This window comes from Lysinibacillus boronitolerans JCM 21713 = 10a = NBRC 103108 (genome assembly GCF_000772935.1).
In the GTDB taxonomy this organism is placed as follows: Bacteria; Bacillota; Bacilli; order Bacillales_A; family Planococcaceae; genus Lysinibacillus; species Lysinibacillus boronitolerans.
The window spans coordinates 144,127-164,736 of sequence record NZ_JPVR01000072.1 but is presented as its reverse complement, the minus strand read 5'-3'; the positions used below and the strand labels follow the sequence as shown (position 1 = coordinate 164,736).

Sequence of the window (20,610 nt, the reverse complement as noted above, 5' to 3'; positions counted from 1 at the left end):
AACTGCTCCTCCAATTGTTAGATGTGTCTAACAATTGGGGAGCAGTTCAATGGTCTAGGGGATTTTGTTTATTTCTATCTATTTAATTTCAAGCGTATAGGGTTGTGTGCTAGCTTTGCCATCAAACTCACTTACTTCAATATAGTATTTGCCTGCATCAAGCTCCACCGTACCTACCTCGGCGTCACCAGCTCCATAAAGATCGAATGTTTTGACGGTTTTTCCGTTTGCATCCAACACTCGAATAACACCATCCAACGCTTTTTCTGTTTGAAGAGAGAAGAAGACTTCGCGCTTCTGGTCGTTATTCCATTCAAAATAGTCTTTATCGCCAAATGGAATACCTGCATTTAAATATTGCGTTGCAACCCATTTCTCGTCCTTTTTCACAAGAACAGATGGCTTGCTAGGTACACCATTTACTAATTTTGAATCCGCATCTTCATCCACATGCTTATGATCAAACAATGTTAATGTATAGGGCTGAATAGATACCTGGCCAAGCCCCATGCTGTTAACAAGGATAAAATAGCCTCGATCCTTCTTTGCCTTAAATGATGTATTCACATCTGTTGTACCCATCATTCCAAGTAACATTTCAAGAATATTATCACCTAAGCCAAATGGAATTTCTGTTTCCATTTCTTTGGCATCAATCTTCATATTGCCGTTCGTATCTTCGATAATAGCTCCTGCAAATTTTAAGTCTTTTTGCAGTTCTTTAGGTAGCTGAGTCAATTGTTCATTTGTAAAAGGAACTGAAGAAAGAAGCAGACTCATGACCTCATCATTGCCTTGTTGCTTATAGTAATAATAATCTACATCATCTTGATAAATCAGATGGTCTCTATAAGTAGTACCTGGTTGAATTTTTAGCGCTTTTGCTTCCTCATGATTGTCTGGATTGTACTCTGCTGGAAGATCGCCTATTTTCTTTGTTTTCAATGTATAAGGCTCGGCAGATCGTTCTCCAGCATTGACAACGGCTACCACGTAGGTTTTGTCCTTTTTCAATGGTATGACCTTTGCATCATCCTCGTTACCGGCTGAACCAAGTAGTAGTGCCAGTATACCAAGGTCATTAGTTAAGGATGAAACGGGAATTAATTCTTTTGTTTCTTCATCATATTCAAACACTGTACCTGTTGGCATTTGGTTCATGCCTTTCAAAAAGCTGAAGCTATAAAGGGCGTCTTCCTTCGCTTTAAATAAGAAATAATCCTCATCATAATCTGTTTGGAAATAAGCCTTTTGATCTTCGCCTATTTCAAAACGGATCGCCTGCTTAATGATAGGATCAACATTTTCTAGGTTGCCTGAACCTGTAGAATTCAATAACATACTCATCAGGCTGTCAATTGCATTACGTTTTTTTATGTTAGTTTCTATAAGCGGTAATTGGCCCTCAGGAACATTTTCTTCTGCCATGGCTTCATCTACAGGTAATCCATCCTCATCAGGTGGAAGGGTAACTACTTCACCTTTTAATGTGTAAGGGATCATTGATTCACTGATCGTTTCTTCTTTTTCGATGCCGCCACTAAAGAACATCTCCATAGAAAACTCGCTATTACTTTCATTAGATACACTTAAAACGTACTCTTGATCTGGAACAGCATCGATAATCATACGAACAGGTTCACCTTTTGCTGTACCATAAGCGGTCTGCATTGGATAGGCTTCCTCTTCTTCACCTTCATCATTTTCAGCTTGATCGATTTCTTCTGGTGGTACAGGATTAAAATCATCTTTTAGATAAAGCTCCATAGAGGCAGTGACACCTGGAATTCCTGATAGATCAAACTGTAATGTCGTCGGTTTTTTGACAGAGAACGTGAAGTAATCTTGATCTTGTTGTTGATCTTTTGACAGTAATGTATAGTTTTTACCTGCTGTACTATATGGGAACTTTTTAATAGGCTCCATCGTAGACTTGTCTATTGTATCTATTGGCAAGTCCTTCGTCGTTTGTGCTGTGAAAATATAAGTAGATTTGCCTTTTAAACTATAGCTTCCATTATGATCTTTGACACCAATAACAAGCGTTCCCTTTTGATCTGCTTTAAATAGATAACCTTCTTTTTTTCCTACACGAACATCATTAACAAGGATCGGCTCTACATCACCAATCCCACTATTTGGGTAGAAATATAAATCAAAGGCATAGTCGTATTTGTCAGCGCCTTTTAATGTTAATTGAGCATATTCATTTTCTTCTAAATCGACTTTATACCATTTCTTCTCGTCTTGCTGTTCAAAAGCACCCTGTTCAGTATTTAGCTTATTTTTAGCAAGGACCTTGGCGTTTTTAATACGATCTTCCTTTGTTTCTGAATAATGCTTAGGCAATTTATTGAAATCAAACTGTAATGCTTTTACAGGGTCAACTAATCCATGACCATAAGTAAGATCATAACCTTTCTCGCCCAAATCTTGTGCTGTCATTTCTAAAATCGCTTCTATTTGATGCGGTTTTAAAGATGGGTCTTTTGATTTAAGAAGAGAGGCGATACCTGCCACGACAGGAGAAGCCATGGATGTACCACTAAACTTGACAAAGGATGAACCTTTTTTCGCATCATGAACGGTGCTATAAATGTCTTCACCTGGTGCAACAATATCAACAGACGGACCGTAATTGGAGTAGCTTGATAGTTTGTTGCGTTCGTTTGTTGAACCAACACTAATGACACCTTCAAAAGAAGCGGGGAAGGAATATTCATCTGTCGATTCATTTCCTGCGGCCGCCACAATTGTAATACCACTATCAATCGCTTTCTGAACGGCTTCCTTCATCAGAGGAGATTCACCATAGCCTCCTAGACTCATATTAATAACGTCTACGCCCTGCTCAATTGCATAAAGAATACCCTGTGCAATGATGAAATCATTAGCACCTTCATTGCCATTAAATACATCAATTGGCAGCAACTTCGCATTCGGATTAATCCCGTGCCCACCTACGCCATTATCTTTTGCTGCGGCGATAATACCTGCCACATGTGTTCCGTGATCGCCTGAATAAGTAGTATTAGCGGGTGCTGCTGCATTATAGGGTGGGAGTACTTGTGACTTTAGATCGGGGTGTTTAAAATCTACACCAGAATCAATGACAGCAACTGTGACATCATGGTTGCCTGCTAATTCTAGTGCCTTATCCATTTGCAGTAGGTTTAAATGATACATCTCTTGTTTTTTAGGATCAGCTTCTTTAGTAAAGGAATGATAGATGTAACTAGGAGATACACTTGATATTCCGTTTTGCTTTAAATAGTAAGAGACGGCTTTTTCGATCGATACGCCTTTATTTAGTTGTACAACATCATAACCTAATGAAGGAATGGAGCGGATGACCTTGGAGCCAATTTTTTTATGTACGTTTTTATCAAGACCTGAATGCTTGATAACAATTGTATCCTTACTCATCCATTTTTCTTCATTCTTCTCTGTTTGTTTCGCACTGTTTGCCAGCATGTTTTTTGCTTTATGCTGGGGTGCCTCAGCAAAGGCAGAAGCAGCAGGAACCATGAGTGCAGCAGATGCTACAACAGCGACTGATTTTTTATACCAACTTTTCAATTGTTATCTCTCCTTGGTGTTATAAATTAAGTCTCGACTATATTAATACGGACAAAGATTAGAAAAGTTTCGTAATGAAGGAAAATTTTTCTTCCCTCATTTAACTTTTGGCGGGTAGAACGAAAAACCATACAGTTAAATACTGTCTGTTTTTCGTGACCTTGGTATTGTTAAAGACTTTAGAGCTGTTCTATTAATTGTTGTAACTCCTGCTTGGAACGAGGGATTTTGATATTATCGGGCAAGAGCTTCTTTTTTTGTAATGCTATGACCATTTCAAAAACCCATGGACGTTCAAGGTGCGCGCGATTTAACAATTCTTCTTCATAAAACAAGGTGATTGGATCGCCGTTATAAATAATTTTTCCAGCCTCCATCACAATCATTAGATCGGCCCATTCATAGGCGAGAGGAATGTCATGGGTTGCTAGTAAAATGGTTCTCTCACCATCTTCTAATTTGGCTAAGTATTGTAATACTTGTGTAGCATAATAATTATCAAGACCTGCTGTTGGTTCGTCTAACAAAAGGACTGAGGGCTCCATGGCTAAAACGCCTGCCATTGCTACTCGTTTTTTCTGACCTACGCTTAAAAAATGAATGGGCTTATCGAGCAAATCTTCCACTTCGGTTTGCGCAACGGCCCATGCTATTTTTTCTTCCGTTTTTTCAGGAGACCAGCCGAGATTCAATGGGCCAAATGCTATATCTTGCTTGACGGTCCCAGAAAAAAGCTGATGATCTGCATTTTGGAAAACAATGCCGACTTTTTGACGTAGCGCCTTTAAAGCTTTTCGATTATATTCCAGCCTGTTGCCTTCGAATAAAATGGTTCCAGTGGTAGGTTTCAAAATACCATTAAGATGCTGAAATAAAGTCGATTTTCCTGCGCCATTATGCCCGAGTATGGCAATTTTTTTACCTTTTGGAATGTGTAATGTTATATCAGACAACGCCTTCGTACCATCCGCATAGGCATATGATAATTGGTTGAGTTTAAAATAAAATGCTGTCATGTGAAATACCCTCCGTATACGATGAGGACTAGTAATATAGCTGCCATGCCTAGCCAATTTTTCTTGCTATAGGAGCCCATCTCTTGCCAATAGACGGCCTCGCCACCTCGTGATTGCATGGCATTGTTGAGCTCCCGACTATGTTGAAACATTTCCACAAATAATGCCGCAATGAGAATGGAGACAGAGCGTAACCATTGTATCGGTGAATGATAGCCGAGACGTGCTTGCTGCGCGAGATGTATATTTTGCATACTTGCTAAAAACATAAAAATAAAACGATAGGTTAGTTCGACGAGCTCAACCAATAAAGAGGGGAGTCGCCATTGTCGTAGCACATAACATATGCCTTGTACAGAAGTGGTTAGAATTAAAAAGTATAAACAACTAATACTGCCAAGGACTATAAAGAACAGCTGTTGTGCTGCTAACATACTTGCGTTCCCGATAAAGACAGTCCAATTGCTCCAGGTAAACGACCAAATATGGGCAGGGAGTGCATTCGTTGATGATGTAAAGGAAAGTAAAATAGAAACGAGGCTTGTTAATAAGAAAAAGCCAGGTAGCAATAATAATTTGAAATAGTATGTAAGCGGAATTTTTGCACCTACAATGATAAAAGCACTCATTACAAAAAATGTAATGAGTGAAAGTCGTTCATCTCTCATAATGAGCGTTATGAGAAGTAGTCCAAGTGAAAATATCATTTTTTCTAGCGGATGAACGGACGCTAGCTTATTCAGATAGGCATACTTATCAATGAGTAACATAATGGTTAACCTTCTTTGTGTTTGCCACGCATATAGCCGATGAAGTAGCCAATAAAGCCAGCTCCTATAGCTGCCTGTAGCACGAATAATAAGCTTTCGATTTCACCACTAGGTGGCTCCCATAGACTCTCAAACCATGGCTCATATTCCGCATTGATTTCACCAATAGCTGCTTCTGCCTCACCATCAGCACCACCAAATTCAGCACCTTTTTGTATGAACAAGGGAATAATGGCTAACAACACTACAATGGCTAACAGCAATAAATTTTTTTTCATCTTTAATGTGCCTCCTTTGTTGAGAAAACACGTAAAGTTTTTAATTCGCTAATATTGTATTTTTTCAAGAAATTCATCACAATGACGGTTAAAATGCCTTCACTCACGGCTAAAGGAATTTGAGTTAAGGCAAAAATACCTGCAAACTTTGTAAAGGATGCCATAAAGCCTCCAACCTCAGAAGGGAAGGCTAGTGCTAGTTGTACAGAAGTCACAACATATGTACCTAAATCACCAAGCATGGCTGCAAAGAAAACGGCTAGTGAAAATGACAAGCCTACTTTTTGTGCTCCTTTAAAGACAAAGTAAGCAATAAAAGGACCTACAATAGCCATAGAAAAGGCGTTAGCCCCTAAAGTTGTGATTCCACCATGTGCTAATAATAAAGATTGGAATAATAAAACGATTGTTCCAATTACACTCATAGCTAGAGGGCCAAAGAGAACTGTTCCAAGACCTACACCGGTTGGATGAGAGCAGCTACCTGTAACAGAAGGGATTTTTAAGGCGGATAGCACAAAGGCAAAGGCACCTGAAAGTCCCAAAAGCATTTTTGTTTCAGGATTTTCTTCAATGGTTTTTCGAATAGAACGCAATCCTAAAATGATAAAAGGAATAGAGATGACCCACCAAAAAATAGCCCATTCGATTGGTAAAAAACCTTCCATGATATGCATGGCAAAGGCACGTTTTGGCACGATTAAAAAGGCCAGTAAAAAATAACTAAGTTTCCACCATGATAATTTCAAAAAGCTTTCCTCCTAACTAATTAATAGATTTTTAGAATATTGCGTGCGTAATTAAAAAAAGCACTTCTCCAGTGGTGGAAAAGTGCATAGCTAAAAAAGCAAATAACAGTCTCATCTGCTAAGCCGCACACCTATCCTCGTAGGTTGAAACGATCACTTATTTTTCGGCAGGTCTCCTGGCTCTAGTTCAATGCTTTATAGGTCTTCCCATCCGTTGGACAGTGACATATTCTATAAAGCTCCCTATTACAGTGGCGGGACCGCGCCGGACTCAAACCGGCTTCCCTTTTAAGCAAAATGACAAGCATTTTACACCGAAAAACATTCAAATTGTGAGATTTCACGACAAAGTGTAACATGAATTTCCATAAATATGCTATACCTTTTATAAATTTTTTTAATTAAAGGTCAATGATGAATATTCTGATAATATTTTGTATGCTAATTATGTGATTGTATAAATTTTATACCCTAGTCCACCTCATAATTGATAAATTTGTCATAAATTTTTAAAGAAATATTGAAATTTTAAAATAATAAGATATGATAAAGACAGTTTTCTATTTAAAATTCTAATAAAAATTTCATATAAAACGTCAATAAGTGCTCGAATAGCTCGAGATAATAGGGAAATTGGTGAAAATCCAATACAGCCCCCGCTACTGTAATAGCTGATGAAATCGCAAAGCCACTGGTGCAAACTTGGGAAGGCGCGAAAGTAAAATGAAGCTTAAGTCAGGAAACCTGCTTATTTGATTGTGCATGCAAACTTTTCGGAGGGAGAAGTTGAAGCGAAAGCGAGTACCTGTATTTTATTCTATTCGTTTTTATTTGGCTTCTACAAAACCTTTACTCTTCGTTCTAGAGTGAAGGTTTTTCTTTTTCCAAAAAGCAAATGAGGGGAGACAGAAAATGACAACTTGGAATTTAGAGGGGATGAAAACACATCTCTTTATTTGCAATGGCAGTAGCTGTATGAAAAAGGATGGTGAGGAAATTACCTTAGCCATTCGAGATGAAATACAACGGCAAGCACTCGATCAAGAAATACATACGACAAGAACGCGCTGTAATGGACGATGCAAGGATGCTTGTGTGGTAATAGCCTACCCCCAGGGGAATTGGTATCGTGTGCCATCAACAGAGCATGCTAGAACACTAGTACAAGATTTACATCATGAATCCTTATACAACGAACATGTCTTTACACTTCGTGAAGGTACATTACAGCGTACTGCTCAAACAACTGCCATTAAAGGGATCGAAAAGGTGAAAGAGGGGTAACAACATGGCGCAAAAAGGAAAAATTTTCGTAGTAGGCTTTGGACCTGGAGATTTTAAGCATATTACGACACGTGCAGTAGAGGCACTACAACAAAGTGAGATGATTATAGGCTACAAAACCTATGTAGAGCTGATTCAAGATTTAGTAAGTGCAAAATCAATTGTTAGTACAGGCATGACAGAAGAAGTGTCGCGAGCACAGGAAGCCGTTCGTCAAGCAGAGGCAGGGAGCATCGTATCGGTGATTTCGAGTGGTGATGCAGGCGTCTATGGCATGGCGGGATTAGTATATGAGGTGTTAATTGAGCTAGGCTGGACAGAAGCAACAGGAATTGAAGTTGAAATTGTTCCTGGTATTTCTGCGATTAATTCATGCGCTAGTATACTTGGTGCACCGATTATGCACGATGCTTGTACAATCAGTTTAAGTGACCATCTAACACCTTGGAATTTGATTGCAAAGCGTGTCGAGGCAGCTGCAATGGCGGATTTTGTCATTGCTTTATACAATCCTAAAAGTGGGCGTCGAACAAGACAAATTGTCGAGGCTCAGCGAATTCTCTTAGAATATCGTTCGCCAGACACACCAGTAGGGCTTGTGAAAAGTGCCTATCGGGAACGTCAAGAAGTGACCATGACAACACTAGCAGAAATGCTAGAACATGATATTGGTATGCTGACAACTGTCATTATCGGGAATTCATCAACATTTTTCTATGACAATAAGATGATTACGCCCCGCGGTTACCAGCGTAAATATACCCTGGGTGAAGAAAAACAGCCATTACGTCCACATCAACGTTTACGCGAAGAAAATGAACCTTGGGCAATGAACCAAGAGACAGGGACAGCGCGAAATGACTTTACGGCTGACCCTAATGCAGGGCGTTTTAATAAACCCAGTATAGCCGCTACGCCAAAGCCGAAAAAAACAGCACTTGAAATGGCTACAGCGGCACTCGCAATGGTCAAAGGGACAAGCGCAGTCAAAGTAACACCGAAGCTAGTACAGCAAAAAATAGAATCTATTTTTGAATTAGCAGTTAGTCCTGGTGTAGCTAATAAGTTTTTTACTCCCCAGCAAATGATGACATTAGCAGAGGTCGTTGGGGAAGAGGGAACGATGGAATATACACCAGATCATCAAATTCACTTGAAAATACCAACGACAGTCCCTGAACAGATTACAGAGAAATTACAGGAAGTTGGCTTTTTATTAGCCCCGATTGGTGATGTGTTATCACTAAAGGCTTGTGATTTTTGCTACGGTGAAAAGGCTGATTCGATACCATATGCAGAGGAAATACAAGAAAAACTAGGCGGTATATCCTTACCGAAGACATTAAATATTGGCTTTAATGGCTGTGGGATGGCCTGTTATCGGGCAGTATTTGATGATATTGGCATCGTCTACCGCAAAAGTAAATTCGATGTCTTTATTGGAGCAAAGCCAGTCGGTCGTACAGCTCATGCGGCACAGCCTGTTGTAGAAGGGCTGGAGCCTGAGCAACTGATTCCACTCATTACAGATATTATTGAAGAATATAAAGCAAATGCTCATCCAAATGAACGTTTATTTAAATATTTTAAGCGTGTGAAAAAGATACTGCATTTTACGTATCAAGATATGTCTTCCAAAATAAAAGTAGAGCCAGCTCCGTGCGGCGACTAGTAAGGAGTAGAGAGATGAAAGCTATTTTATTTGTCGGCCATGGGAGCCGTTTAGCAGCAGGAAATGATGAGGTTCGTACATTTATCGAACAAATGACACCTCGTATTGATGAACAATTTTTAGTGGAAACTTGTTTCCTTGAATTTGCTTCACCTAACATCGAAGAAGGTATTACAAACTGTGTGAAAAAGGGAGCAACAGAGGTACATGTAATTCCAATCATTTTACTGCATGCAGGCCATTCAAAGCTGCATATTCCAGCGGAAATCGAGCATGCACGTGAGCATTATCCATCGATTACCTTCACATATGGTCAAACAATTGGTATCCATGATGAAATCTTTGCCATTTTACAAGATCGCCTAGCCGAAATTGGCTTTAATTCAGAACAAGAGCAGGAAGACACAGCGATTTTATTGATTGCACGAGGTGGCAGTGACCCATCTGCTAATGGTGATTTTTATAAAATCACGCGACTTTTATGGGAAAAACTACCTGTAAAATACGTAGAAAGTGCTTTTATGGGTGTCACAGATCCACGAGTTGAAGAAGGAATTGAACGTTGTGTCAAATTAGGTGCAAAAAAAATCATCATGTTACCATACTTCTTATTCACAGGCATTTTGATGGAACGCATGCATGGCATGTGTGAGAAGTTTAAGGAACTTTATCCAGAGTGTGATATTCAAATTGCTAACTATTTTGGTTACCATGAACGTTTACAAAATGTTTTATTAGAGCGTATTGAACAGGCGATCAACGGTACATCTACAGGTATGCAAGATTTAGAAGACTATCGTGCCTATGCGGCAATACATGGACATGCGCATCATCATCACCATCATGAGCACGATCATGGGCATGACCATCACCACCACCATGATCACGACCATGACCATCATCATGAAGAGGAGCCGGTAAAATGATTTTCATGTTAGCAGGGACAAGTGATGCAAGAGATCTAGCCCTAGCATTACAACGTGCAGGTCATGCGGTAACCGCTACGGTCGTCACTGAATCGGCGGCCTCTAGTCTTGCTGACGTTGGTCTGCCACATTTAATCGGTCGACTGACAGCTGAGGAAATGGCGACCATCATGACAGAGCAGGGCTATCAATTGGTGGTAGATGCCTCTCATCCATTTGCGGAAGAGGCCTCTAAAAATGCGATGGCAGCGGCAGAGCAGGCACAGATTCCATATATTCGCTATGAGCGAGCTCATGAACATTATGCCCATCCTTTAATTACTGTTGTAAAGGATTATGAGGAGGCAGCTCAGCTAGCTGCAGAAAAACGTGGCGTCATTATGCTAACGACTGGAAGTAAAACACTCGCTACATTTACGAAGGTTTTACACGGCTTAGAAAATACGAGAGTAATTGCTCGTATGCTTCCACGACTGGACAATATGGAAAAATGTGAGGCGCTCGGCGTGGCACAGCGAGATATTGTGGCCATTCAAGGTCCGTTTTCAAAGGAATTAAATGAAGCTCTATTTCGTCAATACGGAGTGACGTTGATGATTACCAAAGAAAGCGGTAAAGTTGGCTCAGTTGATGAGAAGCTAGAGGCAGCCCTTGCATGCCAGATCGAAACGATTCTTATTGCACGACCAAATATTCAATACGGCCAACAATATTCAACATTTGAAGAAGTATTACAGGCTGTTGAACATACAATTTAGGAGGCATTTTCCATGGATTTTAAAACAGATTTCAAACCATTAACGGTGGACCCAGATAAAATTTACGATTACAGTTTCTCGATAATTGCAGAGGAAATGGGCGAGCATGATTTCTCAGAAGATGAATGGAAAGTTGTACGTCGCATTATCCATGCATCCGCTGATTTCGAGCTAGGCCGTAGTGTCATCATTACACCAGGTGCTATTGAAGCGGGTATCAAGTCTATTCTTGCTGGACGTCATGTCATTGCAGATGTGCAAATGATTGAAAGTGGCTCTGGTAAAAAGCGTTTCCAAAAACATGGTGGCGATTTGCATTGCTATATTGCGGATGAAGATGTATCAATAGAAGCGAAAAAACAAAATACAACACGTGCCATCATTTCGATGCAAAAGGCTTCAAAATTACATGAAGGTGGTATTTATGCCATTGGTAATGCACCAACCGCATTACTGGAATTGATTCGTTTAATTAAAGAAGGGCTAGCAAAACCAGATTTAATTATCGGTATGCCTGTTGGTTTTGTGTCAGCAGCTGAGTCAAAAGAAGAGCTGCTTAAACTAGAAGGGATTCCGTACATTACAAATGTTGGTCGTAAAGGCGGTAGTACAGTGACGGTTGCTGCTTTAAATGCCATCTCACTTTTAGCGGACGAACAGGCGAAAAAATAATGGAGCGGAAGCCAAAAAAGGACCCCAAGGACATGCGTCACGGTTATACGACGGGAGCCTGTGCAACTGCTGTATCAAAGGCTGCACTGCTTGCCCTTATTACCAAGGAGGAGCAAGAGACAAGCACGATTCATTTACCTATTGGTCGAGATGCAACCTTTACAATTGAAAAATGCATATTTGAAGAAAATGCTGTCAGCTGTGAAACGATTAAAGATGCTGGTGATGATCCTGATGCGACCCATCAGGCACTCATCGTTGGCACAGTGAGCTGGGCAGATACACCTGGGATTCATTTAGATGGAGGTATTGGCGTCGGGCGTGTCACAAAGCCTGGCTTGCCAGTGCCTGTCGGAGAAGCAGCCATTAATCCTGTACCCCGTAAAATGATTTATAGCACGGTCCAAGGTGTGTTGGACGAATTTCACATTACACGAGGCGTGAATGTAGTGATTTCTGTCCCTAAGGGCGAGGAGATTGCTAAAAAAACGTTAAATGGACGACTCGGTATACTTGGGGGCATCTCAATCTTAGGCACTAGGGGAACCGTCGTGCCTTTTTCGAGTTCTGCTTATATGGCTAGTATTGTCCAAGCCATCAGTGTAGCGAAAGAGGCTGGCTGTGAGCATTTAGTGGTGACAACAGGTGGGCGAAGTGAGAAGTTTGCGATGAAACAATACCCACATCTAGCAGAAGAAGCGTTTATTGAAATGGGTGACTTTGTAGGTTTTACATTAAAGCATTGTAAGCGTCTAGGCATCAAACAAGTTTCACTCGTTGGGATGATGGGGAAATTTTCTAAAGTCGCACAAGGAGTCATGATGGTGCATTCCAAAAGTGCACCAATCGATTTTAATTTTTTAGCACAATTGGCAGAGGATATAGGGGCAGATGAAGAAACGATAGCACAAGTTCTGGAGGCAAATACAGCTTCACAAGTGGGTGAGATTATGATGGAGAAGGGCTATGATGCGTTCTTCCATCGTTTATGTGAGGCCTGCTGCTTTTCCTCTATCCATCATATTAAGGGCGGTTTAACGCTTTCCACATCGATCTATTCGATGCAGGGACAATTATTAGGAAGGGCTGATGACATTGCATCGATCGATGAAGTTGATTGGGATCGGGGATAACGGATTAGCAAGCTTATTACCCCAATACCTTCAGTGGATTGAGGACTGTGAGGTACTTGTTGGTGGTGAGCGAGTACTTGATTTTTTCCCAGACTTTAGAGGTGAAAAAATCCTGATAAAAGGAGGTCTTTCAACACTTGTTGAAAGATTGTCTGAAGAAACAAGAAATACCGTGATTCTTGCATCTGGAGATCCATTATTTTATGGCATCGGAGGCTATTTAGCAAAAAAGCTACAAATAGAGGTTTATCCATATATGAGCTCTGTCCAGCTTGCCTTTGCGAAAATGGGAGAGAGCTGGCAGGATGCTTACGTAACGAGTATTCATGGACGACCAATGAAGGGCCTGGCACAGCGAATTGATGGCAAAAAGAAAGTAGCACTTTTAACAGATGCAGAGAATAGTCCGAATGCTCTCGCTCAATATTTAAAGCATTTTGGTATGACGGAATATCGTGCGTTTGTAGCCGAAAATTTACAGGGCGAAAACGAAAAAAGTGGCTGGTACTCGCTCGATGAAATGGAAGTTACTCATTTTTCTCCTTTAAATGTCGTGATTTTAAAACAAACAATAGCACCGAAACGCTACACACTCGGGATTGATGATGAAGAATTTTCACAACGAAAGCCAGATAAAGGACTTATTACAAAGAAAGAAATTCGAGTTTTAAGTTTGCAAGCCATGCAGCTACAACAGGATAGCATTATTTGGGATATTGGCACATGTACGGGATCCATGGCCATTGAGGCAGGTAAGCTTGCGCCAGAAGGACAAGTATTTGCTGTAGAAAAAAATGCACCAGATTTAGAAAACTGTCTCCAGAATCAACAAAAATTCCGAGTTGATATGACAGCTATTCATAGTAAAGCACCAGAGGGCTTAGACAGCTTTCCAGACCCTGATGCCATTTTCATCGGTGGCACTGGTGGTGAAATGGTTGAGTTACTGCAATTATGCTGTCAGCGTTTAAAGCAAAATGGGCGCATTGTCTTAAATGCAGCGACTATTGAAAATTTATATAAAGCCGTTGAGGCATTTAAAGCTTGTGGTTTTGCTGTTGATATTTTGCAGGCACAGCTTGCACGTAGCAAGCCTATTTTAGACATGACACGCTTTGTGCCATTAAATCCAATATACATTATTTCCGCTTATCGAAAGGAAGAAAATTATGAGTAATCTAGGAATTTTATATGGCTTGGGCGTTGGTCCTGGCGATCCAGAATTAATTACAGTAAAGGCGTTCCGTGTGATTCAGGAGTCACCTGTTATTGCCTATCCAAAAAAGCTAAAAGGCAGTAAAAGCTATGCCCATCGTATTGTAGATGTGTATATTAATCCAGAAGAAAAAGATATGCTTGGTCTTGTATTCCCAATGACGAAAGATGAGGCTGTTCTAGAACGTGAATGGACAAAATCAGTAGAACTTGTCTACGAAAAATTACAAGAGGGGAAAGATGTAGCCTTTGTCACAGAGGGCGATCCATTATTGTATAGTACGTTTATTCATATGATGAAGCTAATGCAGGACATGCATCCAGATGTTGAAATTCGCACGGTACCAGGAATTTCTTCGTTTAATGGCTCTGCATCGCGCTTAGGCATTGCATTAGCGGATGGCGATGATCGTGTTGCGATTATTCCTGCGTATGACAATTACGAAGCAATGCGTGAAGCGATTGAAACGCATGATGCTGTTGTCTTTATTAAAGTGGCGAAAGTCATTGATTTAATGCTTGAGGTGCTACGCGATTTAGATTTATTAGATAAAGCATCCGTGGTGACAAAGGTAACATCTGATGAAGAAATCATTTGGGATGTGCGTGAGTTGGATGGTGTCGATTTAGAATATTTAACATTAATGGTGGTGCGTAAATAATGAAGAAAATCTATATTGTCGGCGCTGGTCCTGGTGATCCCGATTTAATTACAGTCAAAGGTTTACATATGTTACAAACAGCGGACGTTGTCATGTATACAGATTCTTTAGTGAGTGAGGATCTCATTGCGAAAGCTAGACCTGATGCGGAGGTCATTCGTACAGCAGGTATGCACTTAGAGGAAATGGTTGCCGTGATGGTGGACCGAGTCAATGCTGGGAAAACAGTGGCACGTATGCATACAGGTGACCCAGCGATGTATGGTGCCATTATGGAGCAAGTTGCGCTATTAAAAAAGGAAGGTATTGGGTATGAAGTCATTCCAGGAGTTAGCTCTGTATTTGCATCGGCTGCTGCTATCGGAGCTGAGCTAACCATCCCTGATTTAACACAAACCCTTATTTTAACGCGTGCTGAGGGGCGCACACCTGTACCAGAATTTGAAAAGCTGCGTGATTTAGCGAGTCATCATTGTACAATTGCCTTATTCCTTAGTGCAACGCTGACGAAGAAAATTGTCAAAGAGCTACAGAGCGCTGGTTGGGCTGATGACACGCCTGTAGCAGTTATTCAACGTGCTTCATGGCCCGATCAAAAAATCGTACGAACGACTTTAATCGATTTAGATGAAGCGATGCGTGTGAATGGTATTCGAAAGCATGCGATGATTTTAGCAGGCTGGGCATTAGACCCGAACATTCATGATAAAGACCAATATCGTTCGAAGTTATATGATGCAAGCTTTACACACGGCTTTAGAAAAGGTGTGAAGACAAGTGATTGAGTTACAAGAGGGTGTGTTACCAGAGGTTGATCAACGTAATCCTTATGCCGTTGTAGCCATTACGAAGCATGGTGTCCAAATAGGACGTCGTCTGCAGCAAACCTTTGCAGCAAGTGATTTATATTATATGAGTAAATTTGAACAAGGCGATGAAGCAGAAAAGCATATTCAACTATTTACAGGCACAGTGCGCCTGCTATTGCCAACACTCTTTAAGCAATATAAAGGGTTGATTTTAATTATTTCACTAGGGGCAGTCGTACGAATGATTGCGCCGATTTTAAAAGATAAAAAGACAGACCCAGGTGTTGTGGTGATTGATGATCGAGGGGAAAATGTTATTAGCGTATTATCAGGGCATTTAGGTGGTGCCAATGAGCTAACACACGAGGTGGCAGCTGCACTTGGTGCAAATCCGATTATTACAACGGCTTCTGATGTACAAAAGACGATTCCCGTTGATTTATTTGGAGCCCGCTTTGGCTGGGTATGGGATAGTGCGGATAAATTGACACCTGTTAGTGCATCTGTCGTAAATGAGGAACATGTAGCCATTGTACAGGAGACAGGCGAACGTGATTGGTGGATGCGTGATACACCGATGCCAGAGCAAATTAAAATCTATCCATCCACACAGGCAGCTATCCAAGCTGCTCCCCATGCCACATTATTAATAACAGATCGAATCATTGAACCTGAAGAAGAGGTTCTTCTAGAAAACGGTGTTATTTATCGCCCAAAATCCATTGTGCTAGGAATGGGCTGTAACCGTGGTACATCTTTAGAGGAAATTGAACAAGTAATCGATGAAACCTTGGCAGAGCTAAAGCTTTCGAAAAAAAGTGTGAAAGCCTTATGCACGATTGATTTAAAGAAAGATGAGCCATGTTTCCTAGAGATTACGAAGAAATATGATTGGGAGTTCGTTACGTATACACCGGATGAATTAAATGAAATCGAATTTCCATCACCCTCTGAAACAGTCTTTAAATATACAGGCGCATACGGAGTGAGTGAACCAGCAGCTATGCGCTATGCACAGGTCCCATCACTCCTATTAGAGAAGAAAAAATCAGGTAATGCTACGATTTCAGTTGCTAGATACCTATTTTAAGGAGGAAGTCCATGCAAACAAATCGATTTGTATTAGCTGGTACGGGTAGTGGTGTAGGCAAAACTACTTTTACCATTGGACTGATGAAGGCACTACAAAACAAAGGAAACGTGGTACAGGGCTTTAAATGCGGTCCTGATTATATCGATCCAACCTATCATACAGCTGTAACGGGCAGAGTATCACGTAATATTGATAGCTGGATGTTTTCACACGAAGCAGTCCGTGATATTGTAGCACGTGCAAGTATGGATGCAGATGTGTCCATTATTGAAGGTGTGATGGGCTTTTATGACGGTAAAAGCCCTTTATCTGACGCTGGGTCTGCTGCTGATATTAGCGTAGTGACAGAGAGTCCTGTTATTTTAATTGTCAATTGTGCTAGCATGGCACGTAGCGTAGCAGCAGTTGTGAAAGGCTTCCAATTACTATCAGATAAGCCGAATATCGTTGGTGTTATTGCGAACCAGGTTGGTAGTGTCGGTCATTATGAAATTGCGAAGGCGGCTATTGAACAAGAATGTGGCATTCCTGTTATTGGCTACCTAAAGCGTGAGGAAGGGATTGATATCCCGAGTCGTCATTTAGGGTTAGTACCCGCTATTGAAAGAGGAGAGCTAGATTCATTTTTTGATAAACTAGGGAACCTGATGGCAGAAACGATTGATTTGGACCAATTAATACATTTAACAAAGGCTCCTATTTTGCAAGAATCAGGTCATTTATTCAGAGAGGAGCCTTCACGAAATATTTGTATAGCGGTTGCAAGAGATGCAGCATTTAATTTTTATTATGAAGAAAACTTGGCGTTGTTACGTGCGAAAGGTGCGACACTACAGTTTTTCTCACCGCTTGCGAATGAGCCTGTACCAGCTGAAGCAGATGGCTTGTATATTGGTGGTGGCTTTCCTGAGGAATTTGCAGAGTCACTTGCTACCAATACAGTCGTTAAAGACTCTATTCGTCAAGTCATTGCCAAAGGTCTTCCAACATTAGCTGAGTGTGGGGGCTTTATGTATTTAACAGAGGCCATTACAAATAGCCATGGCGACCGCTATGACATGGTAGGGGTAATTCCCGGAGAAGTGGCGATGCAAACAAAACTAGCAGCACTTGGTTATCGTGAAATTTTTGGCACAGCCGATAATTTCTTAATTGGTGCTGAGGAACAAGCGAAGGGCCATGAGTTCCATTACTCCAAATATAGTGGTTCTCACAATACAGCAGCCTACGAAACGATTGGTCGTTTTGGCAAAAAGAAAGAAGGCTATCAAGAAGGAAATTTAGTGGCTGGCTATACTCATTTCCATTTTGTATCAAACCCAAAGCTCGTTGACAATTGGTTAACAGCTTGTAAGAAGGTGAAAAGTAATGACTAATTATTTTCCTATTCATATCAATCTAGAATATAAAACAGTGGTAATTGTAGGCGGCGGTCATGTGGCAACGCAGAAGGTAGCATCCCTGTTACCAGCAAAGGCAAACATCGTCATTGTCAGTCCAACCATACATGACACATTACAGTCACTTGCTGAGGCAGGGCAAATTACTTGGAAGCAAAAGGAATTTGAACCGCGTGATTTAGATGATGCCATTCTCATTATCGCTGCAACGAATGTGACAGCTGTGAACGAAGCCGTTCAAGAAGCAGCACAGCATTGGCAATTAATCAACCGAACAGATAAACAAAGTGAAAGTGATTTTATTACGCCTGCTACTGTTCGCCGTGGTCCACTGATGTTAACTGTTTCGACATCGGGAGCAAGCCCAAGTCTAGCGCGCAAGATTAAAGCAGACTTAGAAGAGCAATTCGATGATGCTTATGATGACTATGTTTGCTTTTTACAGCAAGCTCGATTAATGATTGCTGCTAAGTATGATAAAGGTCCCCAAAGACGTGCAGCATTACAAGCATTGCTAGAGCCAAACATCCTTGAATGGACACGTCATGGTGAGATTGATCGACGAGAAGCATTTTTACAACAACTATTGATGGGAGCAGCGCAATGAAGGATGGAATCGTATATATCGTGGGAGCAGGTCCTGGCGATCCGAAGCTCATTACTGTGTATGGACTGGAATGTATTCAAAAGGCTGATGTAATTGCTTATGACCGTCTTGTAAATCCCAAATTGCTTGATTTTGCAAAAAAGGATGCGGAGCTTGTTTATTGTGGCAAATTACCAGGGAAGCATCATCTCATTCAAGAGGAAATAAATGCATTGCTCGTTGAAAAAGCACAAGAAGGTAAAATTGTTACACGCCTAAAAGGTGGCGATCCGTTTGTTTTTGGACGTGGCGCAGAGGAAGCTGAAATCTTAAAAAATCATGGCATTGCCTATGAAATCGTTCCGGGGATTACAGCCGGAATTGCAGCTCCTGCATACGCAGGAATTCCAGTTACACATAGAGACTTCGCGACAAGCTTTGCCATTGTAACGGGACATGGTCGTGAAGAAAAAGGACAAGATTTTTTGAATTGGCCCGCATTGGCTACTGGTATAGATACCGTTGCCTTTTACATGAGTGTAGGTAATATTGCCTACATTGCGCGAAAATTAATCGAAAATGGACGGAAGGCAACAACGTCAGTCGCGGTCATTGAGTGGGGAACAACTGCTCAGCAACGCACGATTACAGGGCCGCTAGATGAGATAGCTAGCATTATTGAGCGTGAAGGGTATCATAACCCTTCTATGATTGTTGTTGGCGAGGTTGTCAATGTACGTGAAAAAATTCAATGGTTTGAAGAGCAAGGACTTACCTTTTCATAATCATCTCTTAGAAGCGCACAAGGAGGAAGCACTATGACTGTCATTGAAGCATTAAAAAAACGTCGAGCAATTCGTAATTACACGACACAACCAGTAGAGAAAGAAAAAATTGAGCAAATTTTACAGGCAGCAACCTATGCTCCGAATGACCGGATGCGAGAGCCCTGGCATTTTTATGTCATTCAAGATGAAGCCATGAAGCGTTACGAAGAAATGGCTAGTGCTTATTTACAAGAACGCTTTCCCACGAAGCCAAATTTAGTGGAAAGTTCATTAAAGGTTGTACAAACAACGCCTGTAGCCATTGTTGTGACAGCTGACATAGTAGAAGGGGATGCAGATGCCACAGAAGATAATGTCTTTGCTGTATGTAGTGCCATTATGTCTATGTGGTTGACAGCAGAGGAGCTAGGTCTTGGCTTTGTTTGGCGTACACGTGGTGTTGGTCTCGTACATGATTCTCGTATGCATACGTTTATTGGTGCAAGTGAGGCTCAAAAAGTAGTCGGTACAATATTTATTGGCTACCCACAGGAGCAAGAGCAAGCAGAAAAGAAACGAACACCGTTTGCAGAAAAGACAACATGGCTGTAAGGAGGCGATCAGCATGGCAAGAAAAGGCTTGTTTTTAGTATATACAGGTGAAGGTAAAGGCAAAACGACAGCATCTCTTGGCGTTACATTGCGTGCAGTTGGCCGTGGCTTACATGTGCGTTATCTGCAGTTTATCAAATCCCCAGAACGCACTTACGGAGAGCAAATTGCCCTTCGTAAGCTAGGCGTCGAAATGGAACAAATGGGCATAGGCTTTACATGGACAAAAACACCTGAGGAGCATCGTGCTGCATTAGCGAAGGCTTGGAAAAAAACGAAGGCAGCTCTGCAGGATGCCAGCATTGATTTATTGGTTTTAGATGAACTGAACAATGCCCTAGCAATCACCAAGTTTCCAATCGATGATGTCCTTCCCCTTGCAGAAGTCATCGAGGCAATCCAACAACGCCCTTCAACAATGCATTTGGTTGTTACAGGACGAAGTGCGAATCCGGCATTACTAGCAATGGCTGATTTAGTGTCAACCATTGAGGCAACAAAGCATTACTATGATGAAGGGATTCCAGCGGTGAAAGGGCTCGAATTTTAAGGCCCTTTACAATGGCTGAATGAAAAATACCCGCGTTTCGCCATGGAATACCCGCGGAGTGAAGGGAAATACCCGCGCT

20 protein-coding genes and 2 riboswitches are annotated in these 20,610 nt (G+C 41.2%); of the genes, 15 read left to right on the top strand and 5 right to left on the bottom strand.

Annotated elements, in window-relative coordinates; genetic code table 11:
* Positions 1–78 precede the first annotated feature (78 nt).
* The 5 genes from CD31_RS10505 to CD31_RS10485 all read right to left on the bottom strand — a co-directional run bounded on the left by CD31_RS10505 (position 79) and on the right by CD31_RS10485 (position 6,392).
* Entirely contained in the window at positions 79–3,579 is a 3,501-nt protein-coding gene (locus CD31_RS10505; RefSeq protein ID WP_036077449.1) for a S8 family serine peptidase, read from the bottom strand.
* Positions 3,580–3,758: 179 nt separating this feature from the next.
* Positions 3,759–4,595, bottom strand: a complete 837-nt coding sequence (locus CD31_RS10500) for an energy-coupling factor ABC transporter ATP-binding protein (protein ID WP_036077448.1) — start codon at positions 4,593–4,595, stop codon at positions 3,759–3,761.
* On the bottom strand, positions 4,592–5,365 hold the full coding sequence (gene cbiQ, locus CD31_RS10495; protein ID WP_036077446.1) for a cobalt ECF transporter T component CbiQ: 774 nt from the start codon (positions 5,363–5,365) through the stop codon (positions 4,592–4,594). The genes CD31_RS10500 and cbiQ overlap by 4 nt, the downstream gene beginning before the upstream one ends.
* A gap of 5 nt (positions 5,366–5,370) precedes the next feature.
* Positions 5,371–5,643 (bottom strand): energy-coupling factor ABC transporter substrate-binding protein, encoded by a 273-nt coding sequence (locus CD31_RS10490; protein ID WP_009370241.1) that lies wholly within the window; start codon positions 5,641–5,643, stop codon positions 5,371–5,373.
* Positions 5,644–5,645: 2 nt separating this feature from the next.
* Positions 5,646–6,392: an energy-coupling factor ABC transporter permease gene (locus CD31_RS10485; RefSeq protein ID WP_016993836.1), complete on the bottom strand. Its 747-nt coding sequence runs from the start codon at positions 6,390–6,392 to the stop codon at positions 5,646–5,648.
* 149 nt (positions 6,393–6,541) lie between these two features.
* A riboswitch (cobalamin riboswitch) is annotated at positions 6,542–6,726 on the bottom strand.
* 250 nt (positions 6,727–6,976) lie between these two features.
* A riboswitch (cobalamin riboswitch) is annotated at positions 6,977–7,158 on the top strand.
* 146 nt (positions 7,159–7,304) lie between these two features.
* Here CD31_RS10485 and CD31_RS10480 point away from each other — a divergent pair.
* From CD31_RS10480 to CD31_RS10410, 15 genes are read left to right on the top strand one after another with little or no spacing between them, the layout of a single operon-like run.
* Complete coding sequence (locus CD31_RS10480) at positions 7,305–7,676, top strand: (2Fe-2S) ferredoxin domain-containing protein (RefSeq protein WP_004231296.1); 372 nt, start codon at positions 7,305–7,307, stop codon at positions 7,674–7,676.
* Between the two features lie 4 nt (positions 7,677–7,680).
* Positions 7,681–9,348: a precorrin-3B C(17)-methyltransferase gene (cobJ, locus tag CD31_RS10475; RefSeq protein WP_036077443.1), complete on the top strand. Its 1,668-nt coding sequence runs from the start codon at positions 7,681–7,683 to the stop codon at positions 9,346–9,348.
* Positions 9,349–9,362: 14 nt separating this feature from the next.
* The gene (locus CD31_RS10470) at positions 9,363–10,274 is read left to right on the top strand and encodes a sirohydrochlorin chelatase (RefSeq protein ID WP_036077441.1); all 912 of its coding nucleotides are present in this window, start codon (positions 9,363–9,365) and stop codon (positions 10,272–10,274) included.
* Positions 10,271–11,032: a precorrin-6A reductase gene (gene cobK, locus CD31_RS10465; protein ID WP_016993831.1), complete on the top strand. Its 762-nt coding sequence runs from the start codon at positions 10,271–10,273 to the stop codon at positions 11,030–11,032. Before CD31_RS10470 ends, cobK begins: the two co-directional genes overlap by 4 nt.
* 12 nt (positions 11,033–11,044) lie before the next feature.
* Positions 11,045–11,704, top strand: a complete 660-nt coding sequence (locus CD31_RS10460; RefSeq protein WP_004231303.1) for a precorrin-8X methylmutase — start codon at positions 11,045–11,047, stop codon at positions 11,702–11,704.
* Positions 11,704–12,837 carry a cobalt-precorrin-5B (C(1))-methyltransferase gene (locus CD31_RS10455; protein WP_036077439.1) on the top strand — a complete coding sequence of 378 codons (1,134 nt, stop codon included), beginning with the start codon at positions 11,704–11,706 and terminating at the stop codon, positions 12,835–12,837. Before CD31_RS10460 ends, CD31_RS10455 begins: the two co-directional genes overlap by 1 nt.
* Entirely contained in the window at positions 12,794–14,014 is a 1,221-nt protein-coding gene (locus CD31_RS10450; protein ID WP_036077437.1) for a bifunctional cobalt-precorrin-7 (C(5))-methyltransferase/cobalt-precorrin-6B (C(15))-methyltransferase, read from the top strand. Before CD31_RS10455 ends, CD31_RS10450 begins: the two co-directional genes overlap by 44 nt.
* Positions 14,007–14,714, top strand: a complete 708-nt coding sequence (gene cobI / locus CD31_RS10445; RefSeq protein WP_036077434.1) for a precorrin-2 C(20)-methyltransferase — start codon at positions 14,007–14,009, stop codon at positions 14,712–14,714. Before CD31_RS10450 ends, cobI begins: the two co-directional genes overlap by 8 nt.
* A complete protein-coding gene (cobM, locus tag CD31_RS10440) occupies positions 14,714–15,499 on the top strand; it encodes a precorrin-4 C(11)-methyltransferase (RefSeq protein ID WP_036077432.1) in 786 nt (261 codons plus the stop codon). Before cobI ends, cobM begins: the two co-directional genes overlap by 1 nt.
* Entirely contained in the window at positions 15,492–16,613 is a 1,122-nt protein-coding gene (locus CD31_RS10435) for a cobalt-precorrin 5A hydrolase (protein WP_036077430.1), read from the top strand. The genes cobM and CD31_RS10435 overlap by 8 nt, the downstream gene beginning before the upstream one ends.
* 11 nt (positions 16,614–16,624) lie before the next feature.
* Positions 16,625–17,992: a cobyrinic acid a,c-diamide synthase CobB gene (locus tag CD31_RS10430; protein WP_036077427.1), complete on the top strand. Its 1,368-nt coding sequence runs from the start codon at positions 16,625–16,627 to the stop codon at positions 17,990–17,992.
* Positions 17,985–18,623 carry a precorrin-2 dehydrogenase/sirohydrochlorin ferrochelatase family protein gene (locus CD31_RS10425; RefSeq protein WP_036077425.1) on the top strand — a complete coding sequence of 213 codons (639 nt, stop codon included), beginning with the start codon at positions 17,985–17,987 and terminating at the stop codon, positions 18,621–18,623. The genes CD31_RS10430 and CD31_RS10425 overlap by 8 nt, the downstream gene beginning before the upstream one ends.
* Positions 18,620–19,387 (top strand): uroporphyrinogen-III C-methyltransferase, encoded by a 768-nt coding sequence (gene cobA / locus CD31_RS10420; RefSeq protein WP_036077423.1) that lies wholly within the window; start codon positions 18,620–18,622, stop codon positions 19,385–19,387. Before CD31_RS10425 ends, cobA begins: the two co-directional genes overlap by 4 nt.
* Before the next feature lie 33 nt (positions 19,388–19,420).
* A complete protein-coding gene (locus tag CD31_RS10415) occupies positions 19,421–19,981 on the top strand; it encodes a nitroreductase family protein (RefSeq protein ID WP_036077421.1) in 561 nt (186 codons plus the stop codon).
* A 13-nt stretch (positions 19,982–19,994) separates the two neighbouring features.
* Positions 19,995–20,531, top strand: a complete 537-nt coding sequence (locus CD31_RS10410) for a cob(I)yrinic acid a,c-diamide adenosyltransferase (RefSeq protein WP_016993822.1) — start codon at positions 19,995–19,997, stop codon at positions 20,529–20,531.
* The last annotated feature ends 79 nt before the right edge of the window (positions 20,532–20,610 follow it).